The sequence below is a fragment of the Nonlabens sp. MIC269 genome (genome assembly GCF_001430865.1).
In the GTDB taxonomy this organism is placed as follows: domain Bacteria; phylum Bacteroidota; class Bacteroidia; order Flavobacteriales; family Flavobacteriaceae; genus Nonlabens; species Nonlabens tegetincola.
Window position 1 is genome coordinate 1,999,049 of sequence record NZ_CP011373.1, and the last position, 22,231, is coordinate 2,021,279.

13 protein-coding genes are annotated in these 22,231 nt (G+C 36.8%); 5 read left to right on the forward strand and 8 right to left on the reverse strand.

The features are described 5' to 3' along the window. The first annotated feature begins 209 nt into the window (after positions 1–209). From porU to AAT17_RS09260, 5 genes are all read left to right on the forward strand, one after another. The gene (gene porU / locus AAT17_RS09240) at positions 210–4,016 is read left to right on the forward strand and encodes a type IX secretion system sortase PorU (protein ID WP_216598152.1); all 3,807 of its coding nucleotides are present in this window, start codon (positions 210–212) and stop codon (positions 4,014–4,016) included. Positions 4,017–4,059: 43 nt separating this feature from the next. Beyond that, entirely contained in the window at positions 4,060–5,235 is a 1,176-nt protein-coding gene (gene porV, locus AAT17_RS09245) for a type IX secretion system outer membrane channel protein PorV (RefSeq protein ID WP_060523806.1), read from the forward strand. After that, positions 5,236–5,721 carry a cytidine deaminase gene (gene cdd, locus AAT17_RS09250; protein ID WP_060523808.1) on the forward strand — a complete coding sequence of 162 codons (486 nt, stop codon included), beginning with the start codon at positions 5,236–5,238 and terminating at the stop codon, positions 5,719–5,721. It begins immediately after the preceding gene. A 149-nt stretch (positions 5,722–5,870) separates the two neighbouring features. Further along, positions 5,871–6,869, forward strand: a complete 999-nt coding sequence (gene pdhA / locus AAT17_RS09255) for a pyruvate dehydrogenase (acetyl-transferring) E1 component subunit alpha (RefSeq protein ID WP_042279659.1) — start codon at positions 5,871–5,873, stop codon at positions 6,867–6,869. 2 nt (positions 6,870–6,871) lie between these two features. Continuing rightward, the gene (locus AAT17_RS09260; RefSeq protein ID WP_060523810.1) at positions 6,872–8,524 is read left to right on the forward strand and encodes a pyruvate dehydrogenase complex dihydrolipoamide acetyltransferase; all 1,653 of its coding nucleotides are present in this window, start codon (positions 6,872–6,874) and stop codon (positions 8,522–8,524) included. A gap of 103 nt (positions 8,525–8,627) precedes the next feature. Here the strand turns inward: AAT17_RS09260 and AAT17_RS09265 are convergent, their stop codons facing one another. The 8 genes from AAT17_RS09265 to AAT17_RS09300 form a co-directional block, all read right to left on the reverse strand. Continuing rightward, positions 8,628–9,557, reverse strand: a complete 930-nt coding sequence (locus AAT17_RS09265; protein ID WP_060523812.1) for a DUF58 domain-containing protein — start codon at positions 9,555–9,557, stop codon at positions 8,628–8,630. 175 nt (positions 9,558–9,732) lie between these two features. After that, a complete protein-coding gene (trxA, locus tag AAT17_RS09270) occupies positions 9,733–10,050 on the reverse strand; it encodes a thioredoxin (protein ID WP_042279663.1) in 318 nt (105 codons plus the stop codon). Between the two features lie 108 nt (positions 10,051–10,158). Beyond that, the gene (dnaE, locus tag AAT17_RS09275; RefSeq protein WP_060523814.1) at positions 10,159–14,505 is read right to left on the reverse strand and encodes a DNA polymerase III subunit alpha; all 4,347 of its coding nucleotides are present in this window, start codon (positions 14,503–14,505) and stop codon (positions 10,159–10,161) included. 230 nt (positions 14,506–14,735) lie between these two features. Then, positions 14,736–15,419, reverse strand: a complete 684-nt coding sequence (locus AAT17_RS09280) for an SDR family oxidoreductase (protein ID WP_060523816.1) — start codon at positions 15,417–15,419, stop codon at positions 14,736–14,738. Between the two features lies 1 nt (position 15,420). After that, on the reverse strand, positions 15,421–16,413 hold the full coding sequence (locus AAT17_RS09285) for a M20/M25/M40 family metallo-hydrolase (RefSeq protein WP_060523819.1): 993 nt from the start codon (positions 16,411–16,413) through the stop codon (positions 15,421–15,423). Positions 16,414–16,697: 284 nt separating this feature from the next. After that, positions 16,698–19,433 carry an alpha-amylase family glycosyl hydrolase gene (locus AAT17_RS09290; protein WP_060523827.1) on the reverse strand — a complete coding sequence of 912 codons (2,736 nt, stop codon included), beginning with the start codon at positions 19,431–19,433 and terminating at the stop codon, positions 16,698–16,700. Positions 19,434–19,496: 63 nt separating this feature from the next. Then, positions 19,497–20,612 (reverse strand): SusE domain-containing protein, encoded by a 1,116-nt coding sequence (locus AAT17_RS09295; protein ID WP_172792953.1) that lies wholly within the window; start codon positions 20,610–20,612, stop codon positions 19,497–19,499. Positions 20,613–20,630: 18 nt separating this feature from the next. Beyond that, positions 20,631–22,226 (reverse strand): RagB/SusD family nutrient uptake outer membrane protein, encoded by a 1,596-nt coding sequence (locus AAT17_RS09300; protein WP_060523832.1) that lies wholly within the window; start codon positions 22,224–22,226, stop codon positions 20,631–20,633. Positions 22,227–22,231: the final 5 nt, after the last annotated feature.

A 22,231-nucleotide genomic window follows, 5' to 3' on the forward strand; every position in this document is an offset into this window, starting at 1 on the left:
CAATATAACAACTTCATATTAATTCAAAAGGAATTATTGAAATAAATCGCGTTACTTTTGTCGTTAAAGCCTAAATAACGTCGTCCAGTTGTTTTTATTTTATGGATATCTTAAAAATTGTTGGTCAAAGTAAATAATATGTAACTCTCATTATCGTTAAAATTCGGATGAAGCACTTTTCTTTAATTTTACTAATTCTAAGTTTTTTTGTGCCCAAAGCTCAAAATATCGATGAACAACTAACTTGGATTGATAATTATACTTATTCTATTAATGGCGAGGATATTGTCATGCCATATTGTGGAGATAACTGCTCTTTAATTGAAACCGGGTTAGTGTTTCACAAAAATTATATAGATATCCCGCTTGCTCAACCAGGATCAGCACAGGTGGTTTCTGTACAAAAAACGGTCATTCCCGATTCTAATGTTGGTTTCTTAAGGACGTTGACGCTTCCTTCTCAATTTGAAGTTTTTTTAGAAACTTCGCTTTCGCGAAAGCGTAATTATACCACACTAAAAGTTCCAGTAGTATTAAAGGAAGGTTCAAATTATTACAGGGTAACAGGTTTTCAAATTTCCTATAGAGAAAGAACGGCCGCTTTATTGCCTAAAAATACTACTTATGGTAATTCCTTATTAGCATCTGGAGAGTGGTTTAAGTTTCAGGTTAATAATACAGGTGTTCACAGAATTACTAGAGGTTTTTTATCTAGTTTAGGTATGGATGTTAATAGTATAGATCCATCTCGATTAAAGATTTACGGTCAGGGCGGAAAGTCATTGCCACTAGCTAACAATGAAAATTTATATTACGATCCTGCGGAGATTCCTATAAGAGTAACTGGTGAATCTGATGGAAGTTTTGATTCGGGTGATGAAATTTTATTTTATGCTACAGCGAGTGATACTGAATATGTTGAGGAAAATGATAGTTTTATCAACCCATACTCCGACGAGTCTATTTATTACATCACAGCTCAAGGTAATCCTGGAAAAAGGATTTTAAGTGCTATACAGCCTACTGGTAATGTTGCTGTAACTTATACAGATTATGATAAGGTTTATCACCATGAGGTGGATGAACGCAATATCGCAGCTTTAGGTAGGACATGGTATGGTGAGAGATTTTCATTTGAACCAGATCAAAGCTTCGAATTTGACCTAGATAATGTAAACACGGCTAGAGATGCAAGCGTTATTGTCAAAACAGCATCTATATCTGATACTCCTGTTTCGTTTGAGATTTCTTATAACAATTCTGTAATTGGGACGAGTAATTTAACTGGCTTAGTTATTGGTGGTCAGCGTTCAAATATTTTTGCTGGAAGAACTGCTACTTTTAATTCAAGTTTTAATCCGACGAGTGGAACAGCTACTATAGATTTATCTTTTGATAATGGTGGCAATCCAGGAGCTCGTGGATTTTTGAATTATATAAGGTTAAATGTACCTACTTTATTGCAAGGTAATGGTGAACAGTTTGTTTTTCAAAATACTGACGCTTCAACCAATACCGGTATTGGAGAATATCAGATATCTAATGCAGCTACTATAAACGAAATCTGGGATATTACAGATCCATTTAACACCACTAGAATTGTCAATTCAAATAATCAATCAACTTTTTCTTTTAAATCCACATTAGGATCACCACGTCAATTTGTTGCTGTTGAGGATGGGGATTATTTCCCGGTTATTAGAATGAATGAGTCTAGAGTACAAAATAGTAATCTTAAAGGAACAGTTTTTTTAGACAATGCAGGTGCTTTTAAAGATATAGATTACTTAATTATTACTCCGCAGTTTTTAAAATCTCAGGCAGATAGATTAGCTAACTTCCATATCCAGGAGAATAATTTAAATACAAAGGTAGTTACTCTTCAGGCGATTTATGATGAGTTTTCTAATGGAATGCAGGATATTTCTGCTATAAGAAATTTCATTAAGTATGTTTATGATAATGCATCGTCACCGGCAAATAGATTGCAATTTGTAAATCTTTTTGGTGATGCGAGTTATGACTATAAGGATAGAATAAGTGTAAGAGATAATATTGTTCCTATTTATTTGAGTGAGTCCAGTGTTTCCTTAATTACCAGCTATGCTCTAGATGATTTTTTTGTTTTAATGGACGATAATGAAGGTAATGTTGGTGTAAATGGAGGATTGCCTGATATAGCAGTAGGAAGAATGATTGTAAGTGATCTTACAGAAGCACGTGAAATGGTAGATAAAGTAATTTCCTATCAACAAGAACCTGCATTTGATCCTTGGAGAAACAGGGTGACGTTAATTGCAGATGATGTTGATGAATTAGGTGATAGAGTTCTACAAGAAAGCGTTAATCAATTAGCGACTGAAATTGCCACAAACAGGCCAGACTTAAACGTTGATAAAATTTTACTCGATAGTTATATTCAGGTTAACAATGCTGGTGGTCCTAGATATCCTGCAGCTGTATCCAATATAGAAGATGCTTTTGAAAGAGGTTCTTTAGTAGTTAATTATTTTGGGCATGGAAACGAAGATGGACTTGCTCGTGAGTTTGTTATTACTCAAAATTCTGCTAGGGATTATAGGAATCCTAATAATTTACCTTTATTCATAAGTGTGACTTGTGAGTTTACTAGATTTGATAATCCACTGCGAGAGAGTGGTGGAGAAGTGATATACCTTAATCCTAATGGTGGAGTAATTGCCTCGGTTGCGACAAATAGACTTATTTTAATTAGTGCAGGTACAAGGTTGAACGAGGTGCTCGATCAATATTTGTATGATTACAATAATACGGTGCAGGTAAGTATGGCAGAGGCGTTGAGAAGAGCCAAGGTAGATCCTGCCTTTGGTAGTTTAACTGGAGCAAGAGTTGTTGCCTTTGTAGGAGATCCAGCGTTGAAACTAGCCTCTCCAAAACCTCAAGTGATTCTTACCGCAGTTAACGGTGTGCCGGTTTCTGGTCCTACATCAACCTTACGTGCTTTAGATAGGGTTACACTTAGTGGCGAGGTTCAGGACATTGCAGGAGCTCGAATCAACAACTATAATGGTACTGTTTCTGTAACGGTATTTGATAAGTTGATTGATAGGGTTACAAATGCTAATGATAATATAGAATCTTCCCCTGGAAATTTAATTATTCTCCCTTTTACGGAACAAGGAGAAGTCTTGTTTAGAGGTCAAGCGACGGTGGAAAATGGCGTTTTTGATATTGAGTTTATTTTGCCTAGAGATACTCAAATACCAGTTGGTTCTGGTAGAGTTTCCTTTTATTCAAAAAGGTCAACTATTCTAGAAGATCAAAATGGTTACTCTCTCGATGTTCAAATTGGTGGTATAAATCCAAATGCCGCAAATGACGACATGCCACCACAAATGCAATTGTATATGAATGACACTAACTTTGTCAATGGTGGTGTTACGGATTCTAATCCATTTCTCCTCGCTCTTTTAAGTGATGACAGTGGAATTAATACCAGCAGTGGGATAGGTCATGATATCACCGCAGTATTAGATGGAGATGATGCTAATCCCTTTATCTTAAATGATTACTACGAAGCCGATGTTGATAGTTTCACAAGTGGTCAAGTGTATTTTCCTTTACGAGATATTGAGCCAGGTTTGCATACACTCGAGGTTTGTGCTTGGGATGTGTATAATAATTCTGTATGTGAAGAAATTCAATTCTTAGTGTCAGAAAATGAAGGGATTGAGCTTACTAGAGTATTAAATTACCCTAATCCATTTACTAATTATACAGAATTTTGGTTCAATCATAACAGACCGTTTGAGCTGCTGGATGTTCAAGTTCAAGTTTTAACCGTTACAGGAAAAGTAGTTTGGACCAAAAATCAAACTATTACGACATCTGGATTTACCTCACGAGAAATAACATGGGATGGGCGAGATGATTTTGGTCAACGTTTAGGAAAAGGAGTGTATATTTATAAGATTACGGTAAATTCCACGTTAACTAATCAGTCTGCCAGTAAAATAGAGAAACTGGTCTTAATTTAAATAGAAGGAATAGGCTATATTTGCCTTTCACAAAAAGTATTTGATGAAAAAAATTTTTCTAGTTTTTGTTGCGTTTTATTTTGCATTACCTAGCACAACAAGCGCACAAGAGAACGATACTCGAGTAATTACAACAGCTTTACCATTTTTAAGAATTGCCGGTGATCCACGCGCAGCTGGATTAGGCGATATGGGAGTAGCAACTAGTCCAGATGCTTGGTCACAGCAATGGAATCCAGCTAAATATGCTTTCATAGAAAGAGAGCATAAACTAGGTGTTGCTTATACACCTTATTTAGGTAATTTAGTTGATGATATAGCAATAGCTCAGTTAGTATATGCTCAACGACTCAATGAATACAGCGCTTTTTCAGGAAGTCTAAGGTATTTCAGTTTAGGTTCAATTACTCTAAGACAAGATCCTAATGATCCTGGAAGAGAGGAAAATCCTAATGAATTTATTATCGATGGTACTTATGCACTTAAGCTGTCAGAACAGTTTTCTATGGCAGTAACAGGTCGCTACCTGCGTTCTGATTTGAGAATACAAGGAGTAGATAATGACGCTAGTGCTGCAAATAGTTTTGGTGTTGATATTAGTGGTTATTACCAAAGTGAAGAAATAGCTTACACAGATTTCAATGGTCGCTGGCGTGGAGGATTCAATATAAGTAATATAGGACCTAAAGTTTCCTACGATCAAGGTGGTCAAGAAAACTTTATCCCAACAAATTTAGCTCTAGGTGGTGGATTTGACTTTATCTTAAACGATGGTTTTAGTAAAGTATCCGTGATGGCCGAAGTAAATAAATTATTAGTTCCTACACCACCGATTAGAGAAGATGGTGATGCTGATGGAGATGGTATTCCTAGAGAGATTATTTCTGGGCAAGATGACGATGTTTCTTTCATTACAGGTATGTTTCAGTCTTTTGGTGATGCGCCAGGTGGTTTTGAAGAAGAACTTAGAGAGTTTACATGGGCAATAGGGGCAGAATATACATACAACGATGCGTTTGCATTACGTACCGGTTATTTTAACGAGGCAGATGACAAAGGAGCGCGTAAATTCTTAGCTCTAGGTGCAGGATTTAAATTCTCTGAAATAGGAATTGACCTGTCCTACCTGTTCTCGACAAGTCGAGTTCAAAGCCCACTAGAAGGAACATTAAGATTCGGTCTTACCTTCAATTTTGGAGATGAATTTGATGAGTGGTAGATGAGTAAGAAATTAAATATATCGACCTCATTAGAGGTTTATGAAAATCTTCAGGAGCTAGCTTCTGAGGATTTTTTATTGATGGAACACGCTGTCAAAGCACGTTCTAGGGCTTATGCTCCTTATTCCGAATTTGCAGTAGGTTGTGCTATTTTATTAGAAAATAATGAAATAGTCACTGGGAACAATCAAGAAAATGCTGCTTATCCTAGTGGTCTATGTGCAGAGCGTGTAGCCCTTTTCTATGCAGGTTCTCAATATCCCGGTGTACCGGTTAAAAAAATGGCTTTAACAGCTGGTCCCATGTCTTCAGATTTCTTTAAACCAGTACCGCCATGCGGTGCTTGTAGGCAAGTAATTAGTGAATATGAGAAACGTCAAGAAAATGGAATTGAGATATATTTCATGGGTACTGGTGGTAAGGTAGTTAAGGCCAGTTCAATGGAATCGTTACTTCCTTTAAGCTTTGATAAAAATTACCTATAACGTTTGCGATGTTTTTAACGTCGTTATGGGTTTTTGGTTAGGCATTTTATCTCTATTTTTGTTTTCGCTTTTATAAAAGGTAGTAGCCTTAAATAAAGGTTGAATCTTGATTACGCTTTCGCGAAAGCGCACTAACAAAGACAACGTAAATGAAAAAAGTTACTAAAGAAGTATTACTCAACTGGTACGAGGAAATGCTTTTCTGGAGAAAGTTTGAGGACAAACTTGCACAAGTTTACATCCAACAAAAGGTACGTGGGTTTTTACACCTGTACAATGGTCAAGAAGCTATTCTGGCAGGATGTTTACACGCTATGGAATTAGGTAAGGATCGTATGATTACCGCTTACCGTAACCACGTTCAACCTATAGGATTAGGTGTAGATCCCAAAAAAGTAATGGCCGAGTTGTATGGAAAGGCTACCGGAACCTCTCAAGGACTAGGTGGATCCATGCACATATTCTCACCAGAACATAATTTCTTTGGAGGTCATGGTATCGTAGGAGGACAAATCCCTCTAGGAGCTGGAATGGCTTTTGGAGATAAATACAACAATCATGACGCAGTAACACTTACTTTTTTTGGTGATGGTGCAGCACGTCAAGGTTCTCTTCACGAGACATTTAACCTAGCGATGCTTTGGAAATTACCAGTTGTTTTTTGTGTAGAAAACAATGGTTATGCCATGGGAACTAGTGTAGAGCGCAGTGCTAATCATACTGATATCTGGAAATTAGGATTAGGATATGAAATGCCATGTGGACCAGTAGATGCGATGAATCCAGAAAAAGTAGCTGAAGCGATGCATGAAGCTATTGAGCGAGCAAGATCTGGCGGTGGACCTACTTTCCTTGAGTTAAAAACATACCGATACCGCGGTCACTCAATGAGTGATGCTCAAAAGTACCGTACGAAAGATGAGGTAGCCGAATATCAAAAAATTGATCCTATTACTCAGGTGAAAGACCGTTTGATGGAAGAGCATGGTGTGAGTGAGGATGAAATAAAATCGATGGACAAGCGCGTGAAAGAGCGTGTTGCAGAATGTGAAAAGTTTGCCGAAGAGTCACCTTGGCCAGAAAAGAGTGTGATGTTTGATTCAGTATACGAGCAAGAAGACTATCCATTTTTACCAGCAAAATTATAATTATGGCAGAAATTGTAAACATGCCTAGATTAAGCGACACCATGGAAGAAGGTGTTGTGGCAGCGTGGCTTAAGCAAGTAGGTGATCAAGTTGAAGAAGGTGATATTCTTGCAGAAATTGAAACAGACAAGGCTACCATGGAATTTGAATCATTTCAAAGTGGTACACTATTACACATAGGTGTTCAAGAAGGTGAAACCGCACCAGTTGATTCTCTGTTATGTATAATCGGTGAAGAAGGTGAGGATATTCAAGCTTTACTAGATGGCGCTGGCGATTCATCCAATACAGAAAACGAAGATTCTTCTAAAACTCAAGATTCAAATGAAGATAAGAACGATGAAGCTTCATCTTCAACTGATGATTCTAATGATTTACCTGATGGAGTGGAAATCATTACTATGCCGCGATTAAGTGATACCATGGAAGAAGGTACAGTTGCAAGCTGGTTGAAAAAAGAAGGTGATCAAGTTGAAGAAGGTGATATCCTTGCAGAAATTGAAACAGATAAGGCTACCATGGAGTTTGAGTCATTTCATAGTGGAACTCTTCTTAAAATTGGTATACAAGAAGGAGAAACTGCTGCTGTAGACGCTTTGTTAGCTATCATTGGTCCTGAAGGGACAGATGTTTCCAATGTATCCTTAGATGGGGCTTCTAACTCATCAAAAAAGAAGGAAGAGAAAAAAGAAGCACCGGCCAAAGAAGAACCAAAATCTCAACCAAAAAAGCAAGAGCCTAAGAAGGAAGAAACAAAGACTGTTTCTAATTCAAGTAACTCAACTTCTAGTAGTAATACAGGCCGTGTTTTTGCATCACCACTAGCAAAGAAGATGGCTCAGGATAAAGGAATCGACTTGTCGCAGGTTCAAGGTTCTGGAGAAAATGGTCGTATCATTAAAAAGGATATAGAAAGTTTTACTCCTGGAACTTCTACAGGTGTCTCTCAACCTGCTTTTGAAGCTGTTGGAGAAGAGACATTTGTTGAAATGGCAAATTCTCAAATGCGCAAGACCATTGCAAAACGTTTGAGCCAATCCAAATTTACAGCACCACATTATTATCTAGGAATTGAACTAGATATGGATAATGCTATTGCAAGTAGAAAGGCAATCAATGAGTTGCCAGATACTAAGGTGAGTTTTAATGATATGGTCATTAAAGCAGCTGCAATGGCGTTGAGAAAACATCCACAGGTGAATACTCAATGGACAGATAAAAACACCATTCAGGCGAAGCATATTCACGTAGGAGTGGCTGTTGCCGTTGATGATGGTTTACTGGTTCCAGTGTTACCGTTTGCAGATCAAATGAGTATGCAACAAATAGGTGCAAAAGTAAAAGAGCTAGCAGTTAAAGCCCGTAATAAAAAGTTACAACCTAAGGAAATGGAAGGTAGTACTTTTACTATTTCAAATCTTGGAATGTTTGGTATTACAGAATTTACTTCTATAATCAATCAGCCTAACAGTGCTATCATGTCAGTAGGTACTATTGTTCAAAAACCAGTGGTCAAAAACGGTCAGATTGTTGTTGGCAATACTATGAAAATCACATTAGCTTGTGATCACCGTACAGTTGATGGTGCAACGGGAGCTGCATTCTTACAAACATTTAAACAATACATGGAAAACCCTATCGTTATGTACGTATAGCGTTTAATTATTGATGAGCTATATGAGCGCCAGTTCTTGCTAGAACTGGCGTTTTTTATTGTAACAGCTATTATCTATCTCGAGATATATCTAGTAATTAGATTTATTTAAATAATTGCCTTTCAAGTAAAAAGGTTGTAAGTACTACGTCAAAGCTTTTTTTGATGTCTACAGGCATGTATTTAATTCGGTTTTGTCCACAGCGCACTCTTAGTCTACTAAAATACTCTTGAATCGCCTTTTTGTAATCCTCTTTAATATTATCGGCATAAAGGTTAATGTGGTCTCCTGTTTCAACATCTACAAATCGGCTAGGAGTATTTGGAAAATCAAAATTTAGCTCGGTAGTACTATCAAATGTGTGAAAAAGTACAACGTCGTGCTTGTTGTATTTAAGGTGTCTGAGTGCTTCAAAAAGTTCATTTTCATGCGCGTCACTTTGAAACATATCGGTAAATAAAAAAATGAGCGATCGGCGCTTAATCTTCTCTGCTATTTCGTGAAGATACTTATAAGTGTCGGTTGCCGATCCTGATGGTTGTTGCACACAGGTTTTTCCTAACATATCTAAAAGCATGTTATGGTGACGATCACTACCTTTTTCAGGTGCATAGTATTCATAACTGTCAGAATAAATACTTAATCCTACAGCATCGCGCTGTTTTTTAAGTACGTTCATAATTGCAGCACAGGCTAGAGAGGAATATGCTATTTTATTCAAGGACGTAAGAGAAAACTCTTTGATAAGTGGATAATGCATGCTAGGGCTATTATCTACAATTAAATGACATCTTAAATTCGTTTCCTCATCAAATCGTTTGGTATATAATTTATCTGTTTTGGCATAAAGTTTCCAGTCGATATGTCTTGTGCTTTCTCCTGGATTGTAAATTTTATGCTCAGCAAACTCTGCACTAAAACCATGAAAAGGAGATTTATGCATACCGCTTATGTATCCTTCTACTACTTGACTAGCAAGTAAAGCGAGATTTTTAAATCCTGAAGTTTTATTGAGTTCTTGCTGTAAATTCATATTGTGAATATAGTCAATCGTTTTATAACAGACTGTAAAAAGGGGTAAGTGGTTATGTATTTGAAATTACGCTTTCGCGAAAGCGAACTTAAACACAAATGATGTAGTAAACTCATATAAATAAAAAAGCCCATTCTTTCATAGAATGGGCTTTTTTTATATAGTGTATAATTACTTATAGTTGCTTGTCTATAGCCTCTGCATAAACACTTTTTTGTGCAACACCTACCTGGCGATCAACGATTTCTCCGTTTTTAAAAACTAGTACAGTTGGGATATTACGTACGCCATATTTTGCAGCAAACTCTTGATTTGCATCAACATCAATTTTACCTACAACAGCCTTTCCATCATACTCATTTGATAGCTCATCGATGATAGGTCCAACCATGCGACATGGGCCACACCATGCTGCCCAAAAATCTACCATTACTGGCTTATCGCTGTTTAATACTGTTTCTTCAAAGTTTGCATCTGTTATTTCTAGTGCCATTTTCTAAATTTTTTATTACATACAAAGTTAAGCAAAAGTAAGGCCGTAATTTATCTTATCTTATTATAGTTGCTTATACTAGTATCTACTTAAATAATAAGCAACCAATTAACCAACCTTGTACGTGATATCTAGATTATCTAGCATGTCTAATAATTCTGAATTCACGCTTACTTTTTGCATTCTTGAGGTCATGTCTAATGCAATTTTTTCTTCATGATCTCTAATATTTATATACAGGAATTGTTCTCCTGTGTGCTTATCTAATACTTCCTTCAAGGTTTGAATCTTAGATTCTAATACCTCATTTAAGCTAAATTCTAAAGTTAAATTTTTTGCTGCGTGCTGCATCACATCTTGCAGTTGCTGCATTTGAATAAAACTTAACCTAGGATCGCGAGGCTTTCCCGTTTTTTTATCAATCCATCCTTGCTGTACAGTGACTTTACAATGAACAAATGTGTTAGGTATAAGGAAGTGCCTGAATTTTAAATATTCTTCTCCAAACATTCTAAATTCATGAGATTCATCATAATCCTCTAGGGTAAACATTCCCCATGGTTTATTTTGTTTACTCATCATGTGACTTACGCTAGAAATTACACCGGCAAAGGTGAGTTCTTTACCTACCAATTCAGGTAACACTTTCATTGCATTTAGATTTGAGTTGCAAAAAAATTGCATCTCTTTTTTATAATCATCAAGCGGATGTCCAGAAATGTAAATACCTACTACTTCTTTTTCTCTTTTAAGTTTTTCCATGGTGCCCCAACTTTCGCACACGGGCAACATAGGCTCTGGTATTTGTACCTCGCTTGCCTCGCCAAATATGCTCATTTGAGCGCTGTTTTCATTTTCTTGGTACTTTTGAGCATACTTGATTACTTGCTCAAGAAATGTTTGACCATTATCTGCTGCATGAAAGTATAATGCTCTATTTTCTCCACCTAGGCTGTCAAAACCTCCGCTTAGAGCTAATGCTTCAAATGATTTTTTGTTAGCAGCTCTTAAGTCTATGCGTTTACCTAAATCAAAGATGCTTTTGTAGGGTCCGTCTTTTCGGTTTTCTATAATTGTCATTACAGCGCCATGACCTAATCCTTTTACCGCACCCATACCGAATCGTACAGCACCTTCCTTATTCACGGTAAACTTGTAATTAGATTCATTAACATCGGGTCCCAAAACGTCCAGCCCCATACGTCTACACTCATCCATAAACTTAGTCACATCCTTAATATTATTCATATTATTGGATAGCGTTGCTGCCATAAATTCTGCTGGATAATTTGCTTTGAGGTAAGCTGTTTGATAAGCAATCCAGGCATAGCAGGTGGAATGCGATTTATTAAATGCGTAAGAGGCAAATGCTTCCCAATCTTTCCATATCTTTTCTAGAACTTCTCTATCGTGTCCATTTTTTTCTCCAGCATCTAGAAATTTAGGCTTCATCTTCATCAATGTAGCCATTTGCTTTTTACCCATTGCTTTACGCAGGACATCTGCATCACCTTTTGAGAAATTAGCTAGTTTTTGTGACAGCAGCATCACCTGCTCTTGATAAACTGTAATTCCATAGGTTTCTGCTAGGTATTCCTCACACGCTTCTAGGTCATAAACGATTTCTTTATCACCGTGTTTACGAGCAATAAATTCTGGAATATACTCCAAAGGTCCTGGTCGATAAAGGGCGTTCATTGCAATAAGATCAGGGAATTGAGTAGGCTTCAATTCCCTCATGTATTTTTGCATTCCCACACTTTCATATTGAAAAATACCTGTGGTTTCTCCACGTTGAAATAATTCGTAGGTCTTTGGATCGTCTAGTGGTATGGCCTCAATATCAATATCAATTCCATGTCGCTCCTTTATGATGGCCACCGTATCTTTTATTTGGGATAAGGTTTTAAGCCCTAGGAAGTCCATTTTTAACAAACCAGCGCTTTCTACTACCTCGTTATCAAATTGAGTAACGTATAGATCCGAGTTTTTTGCTGTTGCTACAGGGACAAAATTGGTTAGATCGTCAGGAGTAATTATGACACCACAAGCATGAACACCTGTATTACGTACTGAACCTTCTAGAATTCTAGCTTTTTGAATGGTGTCGGCCGTCAGGTCATTTCCTTCTGATAACTGTAACAATTCCCTTACGTTGTCAGCGTCTTCTCCTCTAAATTTAGAGCCTATTTCTTTTTCCTCGAGAGCAAACATTTTTTTAAGCTTTGCAAAATCAGGAATTAGCTTTGCTACTCTATCAGCATCCATTAAGGGTAGATCTAGTGCTCTAGCCGTGTCTCTTATGGATGATTTTGCAGCCATCGTACCGTAAGTGATGATTTGGGCTACTTGGTTGGAACCATATTTCTCAATTACATAGTCCATTACTTTATATCGATTTTCATCATCAAAATCAATATCAATATCTGGCATTGATACGCGATCTGGATTTAGGAAACGCTCAAAAAGTAAATCATAATGTATGGGATCAACATTGGTAATTTTTAAACAATAGGCAACAGCACTACCTGCAGCACTACCACGTCCAGGCCCAACGGCAACGCCCATATCTCTTGCTGCTTTAATAAAATCCCAAACAATAAGAAAGTAACCTGGGTAACCCGTTTTGGCAATAACATCAAGTTCAAAATCTAATCGTTCTTTGATGTCGTCAGTTAATTCTTCTCCATAACGTTCTTTGGCTCCTTCATAAGTAAGAAATCTTAAGTAGGCGTTCTCACCATTTTTGGTTCCCTCAGTAGCATCATCGGGATCTATAAATCGTTCAGGTATATCAAATGCAGGTAATAATACATCACGAGCAAGTTCAAAGGGTTCAATTTTGTCAATTACTTCCTTGATATTAAGAATAGCATCTGGCAGGTCTTTAAAAAGCTCTTTCATTTCTTCAGAGCTTTTAAAATAGTATTGATCATTTGGCAAGCCATACCTGTAACCACGTCCACGTCCTATAGGTGTAGATTGTTTTTCTCCATCTCTTACACATAGTAAGATATCGTGAGCGTTTGCATCTTCTTTGTGGATGTAGTACGTATTATTGGTTGCAACTATTTTGATATCATGCTTTCGCGAAAGCGCAATTAAAACTTGATTTGCTCTAGTTTCATCCTCTTGACCATGCCTCATAATCTCAATATAAAGGTCATCGCCAAAGTTTTGTTTCCACCAAAGCAGAGCTTCTTCAGCCTGCTTTTCACCGATATTCAAAATTTTTGAAGGGACCTCACCGTATAGGTTACCGGTAAGCACAATTAGGTCATCCTTATACTGAAGCAATAATTCTTTATCGATACGCGGTACGTAGTAAAACCCATCGGTAAAGGCTTTACTAGCAAGTTTTGCAAGGTTATGGTAACCCTTTTTATTCTTGGCAAGAATAACGATTTGATATCCATTGTCTTTAATAGACTTGTCATTCATGTTTTCACAAACCTGAAATTCACAACCTATGATGGCCTTAATGGGCTCACGCTCCTCTTCACCATCTGCAATTGTTTTATTTACCGCTTGAATGGCTCTTACAAAATGAAATGCACCCATCATGTTTGCATGATCGGTCATTGCAACAGCGGTCATGTTATTGGCTGCTGCAGCTTCGGCAAGGTCTTTTACACTAGCTGTTGATTGTAGAATAGAAAATTGACTGTGATTGTGTAAATGAACAAAGGGCGCATCACTTAATTCAGCTAAATTTTCTTTTATTTCTTGATTGGATACTACAGGCTCCTCATCTTTTTTAAGCGCAGCACTTGCTTTTTGTAGATTAACATGTTTTAATCCTACAGGAGCGATAGTAGATGGGTTGCTTTGTTTGAATCTAAGGAAATAATCCTCTTCAACATCTAGTTGTTCCCTTGTGTACTGTTGTTTTCTAACCAGTTCAAGGAAGCATCGTGTTGTTGCCTCAACATCGGCAGTTGCATTGTGTGCTTCACTAAATGGTTCTCCAAATAAAAATTCATGTAATTCGGTAAGGGTAGGAAGTTTAAACTTTCCTCCACGTCCACCTGGAATTTGACATAACTGTGCAGTATGTTCTGTACAGGTATCTAGAACTGGAATTTCTTGAAGCTGATTGGCTATTTGTGCTCGCACAAACTCTGATCCAGTAACCATTAAGTCAAAATTCAAATTTTGACCTACCACAAATTTTGTTTTTGATAGGGCAATATTGAATTTTTCTAGCATTTCCTCGAGCGCTATTCCTTGCTCTTGGGCTAGTTGTGTCGATATTCCATGTACACGTTCTGAATCATATGGGATGTCAAATCCATCAGGTTTGATCAAATAATCTTCATGTTCAATAAGAATACCCATTTCATCATGTAACTGCCATGCAATTTGAACTACACGTGGCCAGTTATCTGTGTCGGTTATTGGTGCGTCCCATCGTTTGGGTAAACCGGTAGTTTCAGTATCAAAAATTAAGTACATAAATCCTTCTCCTAGGGTAATTGTGTGGCGTAAAAACGAGTTAACTCTTTTTTATTAAAGACTTGGCTATCTGATCGATAATCAATTCTTATTATAGAAAAAAGCAGTTTTTAAAGATAGGAGAGAAGTACTGTTTTTTAAAATATAGTTATGAACAGTTTTGAACGAAATAACGGGTTATGTATTTAATCGAAATGACTCAATCATCAGTAATAAAACAAATGCTTGAGTTAAGGTGTGCTACTACTTATTTGAAGTACCTTACCGTTGTAAAATTGATTACCTGTGAGTGCAAAGTTCATGATATAGGCGGCCATATCATCAGGCTGTAATGGTGCTTTGTAGCCAGGAAAAGCTTCTTCGAGCATTTCGGTTTGTACCGCACCTAGAGCAAGTGTGTTAAACGAGGGACCGTTTTCTTTATATTCTTCAGCTAGTAATTCGAATAGTGTGATTACTGCAGCTTTGGCGCTGCTGTATGCTGCAAGACCAGGAAATTTTGCACTACCTTGAATGCCACCCATCGAACTTATTGCAATTACATGACTATCCTTACTTAAAATTGGCAATAAGGATTGTGTAAGTGCAGCAACTCCAAATACATTTACAGCATAGCAATTTTGAAAATCAGTATTAGTAAGTTGATCAAAAGGTTTGTTTACTAGCATTCCTGCATTATGAATCACTATATCAACATGATCCCATTTATTTTTAATGGTTTTAGCTGTATCCTCTATACTATCTGTAGAGGTAAGATCGGTTGATATCGCTAGAACTGTATTACGTTCCATTGCTTCTATGGAATCTAGCTTTCGCGAAAGCGCTATAACTTCATGTCCAGCGTTTGAAAATTGTCTTACAAGTTCAAACCCAATCCCGCGACTGGCGCCTGTTATAATTACTCTTTTACTCATTTTAATTAAGTTGAGGTGCTGTCTTGTTTACGATGTGAAAGATTCCAGGTGTTACGGCATTTATAACTTGTGCCATGTGGTCTGTATTTACTAATTCTTTTTCATCACCTACTTTGTGATAATGATCAAAGTTTGTAAAATCAAAGGTGCAAAAGGTTTGTGCTGGTATGTTGTATTGCTCATAAAAAGGGTAGTTGTCTGACCTTTTAAACAAATTAAATTGCTCAGCTTGTGGAAGTTTTCCAGTTACTATTTTATCACTATTTGCGGTATTGAACAATTCACCCATGTTTGATGTGTCATAACCAGTAAGATAGGCAATGTAATCTTTGTCTACCATAGGAGTTCCTGTCATTTCAAAATTGACCATTGCCACTACGTTTACACCTTCATTTTTCATACGTGTAGCAAGATGTTTAGAACCTAAAAGACCCATTTCTTCTGCACTGAATAAGGCGAAAATAATAGTTCTTCTATTAAAGTCTAATTGCCTGAAAATTCTAGCGATTTCCATAACAGTTGCTGTACCAGTAGCATTATCATTGGCGCCATTTGCAATTTTATCTTCACCTTGGGCATTTTTAATGATACCAATGTGATCGTAATGAGCTCCTATAACAACAACTTCATCACTAAGGTTTTTGTCAGAACCAGGTAAAATTCCAACTACATTATAGGCTTTTATAGAATCTTGAACGTTAAATATATCAATATAACTATCGCCGTAACGCTCTAGATCCATCATTGTCATTTGATCAACCAGGTAATCCGCAGCTTTTGCAATTCCAGGTGTTCCTGTCATTCTACCTTCTAATTCATCTTGTGCTAGATAGTTAACAATGTTTTCTAAATTCTCTTTTTTTGCCATCGGGATTTTAATCTCAGATAGCTGTTTTACAGATTCTGCGGCTTTTTCTACAGAGGTTATTTTAGAGCTCGAGTTGCATGAGAACGTTAAAACTGTAACGACAAAAAGTAGTAATATCTTTTTCATTGGATGGTTTTGAGTGTAAAGATAATAACTTACTAAGGTTTAAAGAAAAGGGCTGAGCTGAGAAATTTTACAATAGTATGGAAAAAATAAAAGCTGCTAAAATAGCAGCTTTTAATAATCAAATGAATTATGAAATGCGTTGACTTTCCACAGATCAGTGAACTAGGGAATCGCTGCTCTGCTTCAAGCCAACAGGAAACGAATTTCTTTAATTATCATTTTATTCCACAAAAAGTAGAATCGATGCCTTTTCAAATCGATTAAAATCAATTTTATAGGTTTAATTACTTGATATATAGTTTGTTTTGAGATATTCTTCCATTTAAACTAGCTTGAACAAAGTATAGTCCAGATTTAAGATCAGAGATATCATAATTTATAGTTTCATGCTCAAATGTTTTCACTACTTGACCTAATGTATTATAGATTATTACTTGGTCTATTTCCGTATCGCTTTGAATGTTAAAACTACTTTGAGCTGGATTAGGGTAAATAATGAAAGACGATTTTAACTGTTCCTGAACTTCTTCATTACTCAACGGATTATTAAGAGGAGTTGTGGTGTACAATTTGTACTCTCCAGGTTGCAATGAAATTCCAGTAGTAGTATTAGTAACGTTCACAACCGCATTGTTGTTGAAGTAATCATACCAAACTCCTGTTTGTTGAAAATTAGGATTTGCTGTTTGCGCAGTTACCGCAAAATTTGCTAGTACTACTGCATCAAAATTAGGTCCATTTAAATTGATGGTTTTAACCAGCCCAGAAACATTTAAGTTATTGTTTGTATTGTTAAAGGTTTCAGGATATAAGGTTTTAAAGTTTATGAATGTAGCTGTTGCATCGTATAAGTCTAATCGATCCTGGTCAGTATCGTATCCTAATGTCCAAGCTACTGGTTTGCGACCTGTTCTACCATTTTGGTCTATGTCAATTTCATATCCTAACTCACCAAATTGCCATAGCATTTTAGGTCCAGGAATGCTGTAAAGAATTGCTGAAATGGCTTCTTGTCTATCCAATGCTACAGGAACATTTTGAACGTTATGAGAAGAATTTGCAGCATTACCAAATTGTAAGTTTTTATACATTAATCGTTGCTCGTCGTGACTTTCTGCATAGGCTATAAGATGCTGGTCATTGAAATTTCGTGATGTGTAATAACTTCTAAAGACATTGGAATTAGATGAGAATCCCATGCTGTTTTGATTGAATTCGTCGGTCATTTTTCCCCAAAGCATAAATCCATCATTGGCTAGTGCGGCTTCCTCATTTTGTCCTCCTAAGTGTTCAAGAATCATGTAAATGTCGTTAGAATTATTGTTCCAGATAGTATTCTTATAATCATTGAGTATATTGACTCTACTTTGGTCATAAGCATTCCAAGCACCAATATTTCCTAACGTGTTGTTTTGGGTAAAACCTTTAGATAAATCAAATCTAAAACCGTCAATTTTATATTCATCTATCCAATATTGTAGGGTTTGTTTAACGTAGTCTCTAGTCCAATTACTTTCATGATTGAAATCATATCCTACATTGAAATCGTGTCTAGCAGTTGGGTTTAAATAAGGATTATTTGCTGCTGGTCTAAAATTTGCTTGATCCCACCACATTTGACAAAGTGGGCTTTGAGAGAAGGCATGATTATAAACAACATCTAGTATAACAGCGATACCTTTTGAATGACATAAATCTACCAGTTCCTTAAATTTTTCTGGAGTTCCGTAGGTTTTATCAATTGCCATATGGAACTTAGGATTGTAACCCCAACTATCTGCTCCTTCAAATTCATTTAGGGGCATGAATTGAAGAGCATTAATACCTAAATCGGCTAGGTAATCTATTCTATTAATTATTTCTTGGTAGCTATCGTTTTCAGAAAAATCTCGTACCAAAATTTCATAAATAACTAAGTTTTCTTGATCCGGACGTTGGAAATTAGTCACATTCCAATTATAAGGAGTAGCTTGATAAGTCCAAAGCGATATATCTCCTGTAGTCTCTCCCGTAGGATAAGGATAAATGTTATCAAAATTACCAGGCTTTATGAATTGGTCAAATCCATCATCCAGAATCAAACGACTATATGGATCGGCTATCTTGATACTGTAATCTACTAAGTATTGATAGGCAAACTCAGTTCCCGCAGAAAACTGTGTAGAAGGAACGGTTACCCAAAAATAATCACCATCCTTATTCATTTGATAAGGAAGATCCAAATCCCAATTGCTGAAGCTTCCTAAAAGCATTACATCTGTTTTGCCTGGTGCTGCTAATAAGAAAGTAACACTACCGTCAGCATTTTCATTCACACCGTTTTTCAATCCTGCTGGTCTAGCAATACTTTGTGTAGTATTTGGTACATAAACCGATACTTGATCGGTAACGGTTGTTGTTCCATTATCTGCATTAACTGCAATTGTGTAATTGCCTGGATTTGAAAATGTGTATGAAGTAGAAATACTAGAACCACTTGTTGTCGCTACACTATTTCCATTTACGGCAAGATCTAATGTTGCGTTTTGGGTACAGTCTGCACTTAGGTTTATGGTTTGGTTTAAATTTATAATCTCACCGTCCTGTGGGCTGGTGATTGAAGTGTTTAAACCAGGTAGGAAAACGTCTATAAAAATATCTGGTGATGTTTGATTAGTTCCTGCAGCGTTTCTTATAACCAAACAAATTTCTGATATTACGTCTCCTGGTTGTGCGTTGTAAAAAGTTTCTAAAGTTCCTGGTAAGGTTGCTTGATACATGTTACCGCCAGTATTAACAAACTGCGGTTGAGCAGTATTGTCACCCCAGTTTCCTACTACATTGGACCAGCGTGTTCCATTAATGTTGGCTCCTGTGTGAGCATAAAAATTTCCAGATTCGTTTTCTAAAGGAGTTCCTGTTGCATCAAATATTAGTGTTACTTGATCTTGTTGTGTAGGTATTGATGGGTTTGTGGTAACTTGCCCTTTCGCGAAAGCGAACCCAAAAATCATAGCTAATAAAAGGTAAAAGTTTTTCATAGAATTAATCGTTATCAAAAAAGGGCTGTATAAACAGCCCTTTTAAGTTATAAATAAACATGATTATCTAACAGGAATTAAAATATAACGTCCATCTAAGTCATTAAAATAGATGTCGTATGTTCCTGGCTCAACAGGAATGTTAGGTCCATCTTGAGTACCTTGACCTGTAAGTTCAGTATCAGAACCCCAGTTAACAGCCCAGTCATCGTTTGCACGGAACTTCATAAAACCGCTGATTAAACTTACGTTTGTGATACTCCATTTATGAGGATCAAATGTGCTTTGAACCATATCTGTATCAGATCCCCATCCTGTAGGAGTTCCATCTCCAATTATTCCTACCGTAGTATAGGTAGTTGCACTTGCTCCATTTGCATTAGGAGCAATACTGAAACTTGAAGATCCTTGAGATGAGTTAGTTACACCTGTAATGTCGATAGTGAAATCGTAGTATCCATCTGCTGGAATTGAGAATACTCCTGGATCAGATCCAGCACCATCGTTAAGACCTACAGCTCCATTGCTTTCACCATATTGTGGTTGCCAGAAGCCAGGAGAAGTTAAAATTTTAAATGCATCACCTACAAAGTATCCTGAATAATAGAAAACGTTGTCGTTTGCTGGATCTCTGTAAAGAGCAGGATTATCATTATCATTATTCCATCCTGGAGCAGTTGCTGCACCTACTAGATATAAGTCTGTAAATGGGTATGCAGAAAATGGAGTAATAATAGCATTTACTAAATTTGAAATAACAGGTTCAACAGCAGGATCTGCTACTGATGCTACTAATCTGATAGAATAGTTTCCTGGTGTAGCATGTTCACCACCTAGTTGAGTTGCAGCATTATTTAAAGTGCTGTAAAGAATGGCTAAATTATTCTCAGTAGTAGAACCTATTACTTGTGGAGCACTGAAATCACCGTTTTCTACGTCCATTTGTAACTCGTAATTAACCTGAACTGGAACTTCCATTTCTAAATCATTCCAAACAAATCTTTCTGCTAGAGTATTACCGTTTGTTTCTGTAACTTCAAAGTTGACAACGTCTGGCGATAGCATTACTTCTCCGCTAGGAGCAGTATTGATTGTGAATTCTTCACTGTCATTATCTTCACATGATATGATTCCTGCAATAGCTAGGAAAGCAAACATTATAACTGATATTTTTTTCATCATTAATTATATTAAAGGTTAGTAACCTGGATTTTGGTTTAAATTAGGGTTAAGACTTACTTCTTGAGCAGGTATAGGAAGAATGTTTCTAAATGGAGCTGTCGTCGTTCCACTTTGTACGTTTCCTTTCCAAGTCCAAACTTTTCCTGTAGTAAATTGGTTAAAACGAATTAAATCTTGTCTTCTGTGAGTTTCCCAGTGTAATTCTCTGGCTCTTTCATCAAGAAGGAAATCTAAATCTATATTGCTCGCGCTTATGTTACCACTTGTATTTCCATAAGCACGCTCTCTAAGTTGGTTTATATATCCTTCAGCAGTGTTGATGTCACCACCAGAACCACCTCTTACAACTGCTTCGGCATACATCAAATACGCATCTGCTAGTCGGTAAACAGGGAAATCGATATCAACAAAGTCACCAACTGGATCACTACCTGCCACACCATTTACTGTAACATTACGGAATTTTTCAATGGCATAACCATCTTTGAATCTTCCAACATCTTGAATTTCTAATTCTTGATCATCGGTAAAGAATGCCTCGCGGCCATCAGCGCTATTTTCCATTCCAGGAAACAATTCAACAAATTCTTTTGTGGTTCTTATTCCACCCCAACCACCGTTCACACCAAAGTTGGCAGCATTCATATCACCACCTATAGGCGCATGAGTAAGGTAAGTAGTACCTCCAAAGGTTTGAGTGTTTAATCCGTCAAAATTGATGGTCCAAATAAATTCATTTTGGCTACCATTTGAATTGTTGTCTGCAAGAAACAAGTTATGATAAGGATCTGAAGGAATTGAATAGCCAGCTCCAATTACTTTGTTAAGTTGAATAATGGCGTCATCATATCGTGCATTACCAGTATAAACTTCACTATTCAAATAAATTTTAGCTAGTGTCATCCAAAGAGCTCCCTTATCTGCTCTTCCATATTCATTAGCTCTAGCATCAACCATTTGATCTTCAATAGCAACTAATTCGGATTCAATAAAGTCAAATAACTCTGTTCTTGACTTAACTGGAGGAAAAGCAGCTGGATTGCTATTCTCATTTGTAAAAGGCATTTGGCCAAAAAGGTCCATTCCGTGATAATAGGAGTAAGCTCTTAAAAATCTTGCCTCTGCTCTGTATTCAGCTACATCAGCTCTTAAGTCGGCAGGAATGTTGTATTCGTCCAGTTTAGCATCGGTACTAAGTTTTAAGAACTCATTACAAACTGCTATTTGATAATTGATTCTTGCAAACATAGCGTTGATAAATTCATTTCCATCTGTCCATACATGCCAGTGTAAATCCTTAATCGTACCGTCGTTCCATGCGATTATAGCTTCATCGGTGGTAAGCTCTTGCATGTTCCAGTATAATCTTAGGTAATTTGAAAAACCACCATCGATACCACTAATATCAGCGTCACCATCTCCACCTGCTTGCCCACCAACTGCTAGCCCAGCATAAGCCTTTGCAATTAGTCCTCGGTATGTTGCAGGATCTTGAAATAGCTGTTGTTCTGTCAATCTGTTATCTCTAGGCTCTACTGTCAAAGCATCATCACATGCTGTGAAAGCTAGCATTCCTACAAATAACAAGATTATCGATTTGTACATTTTCATATTCT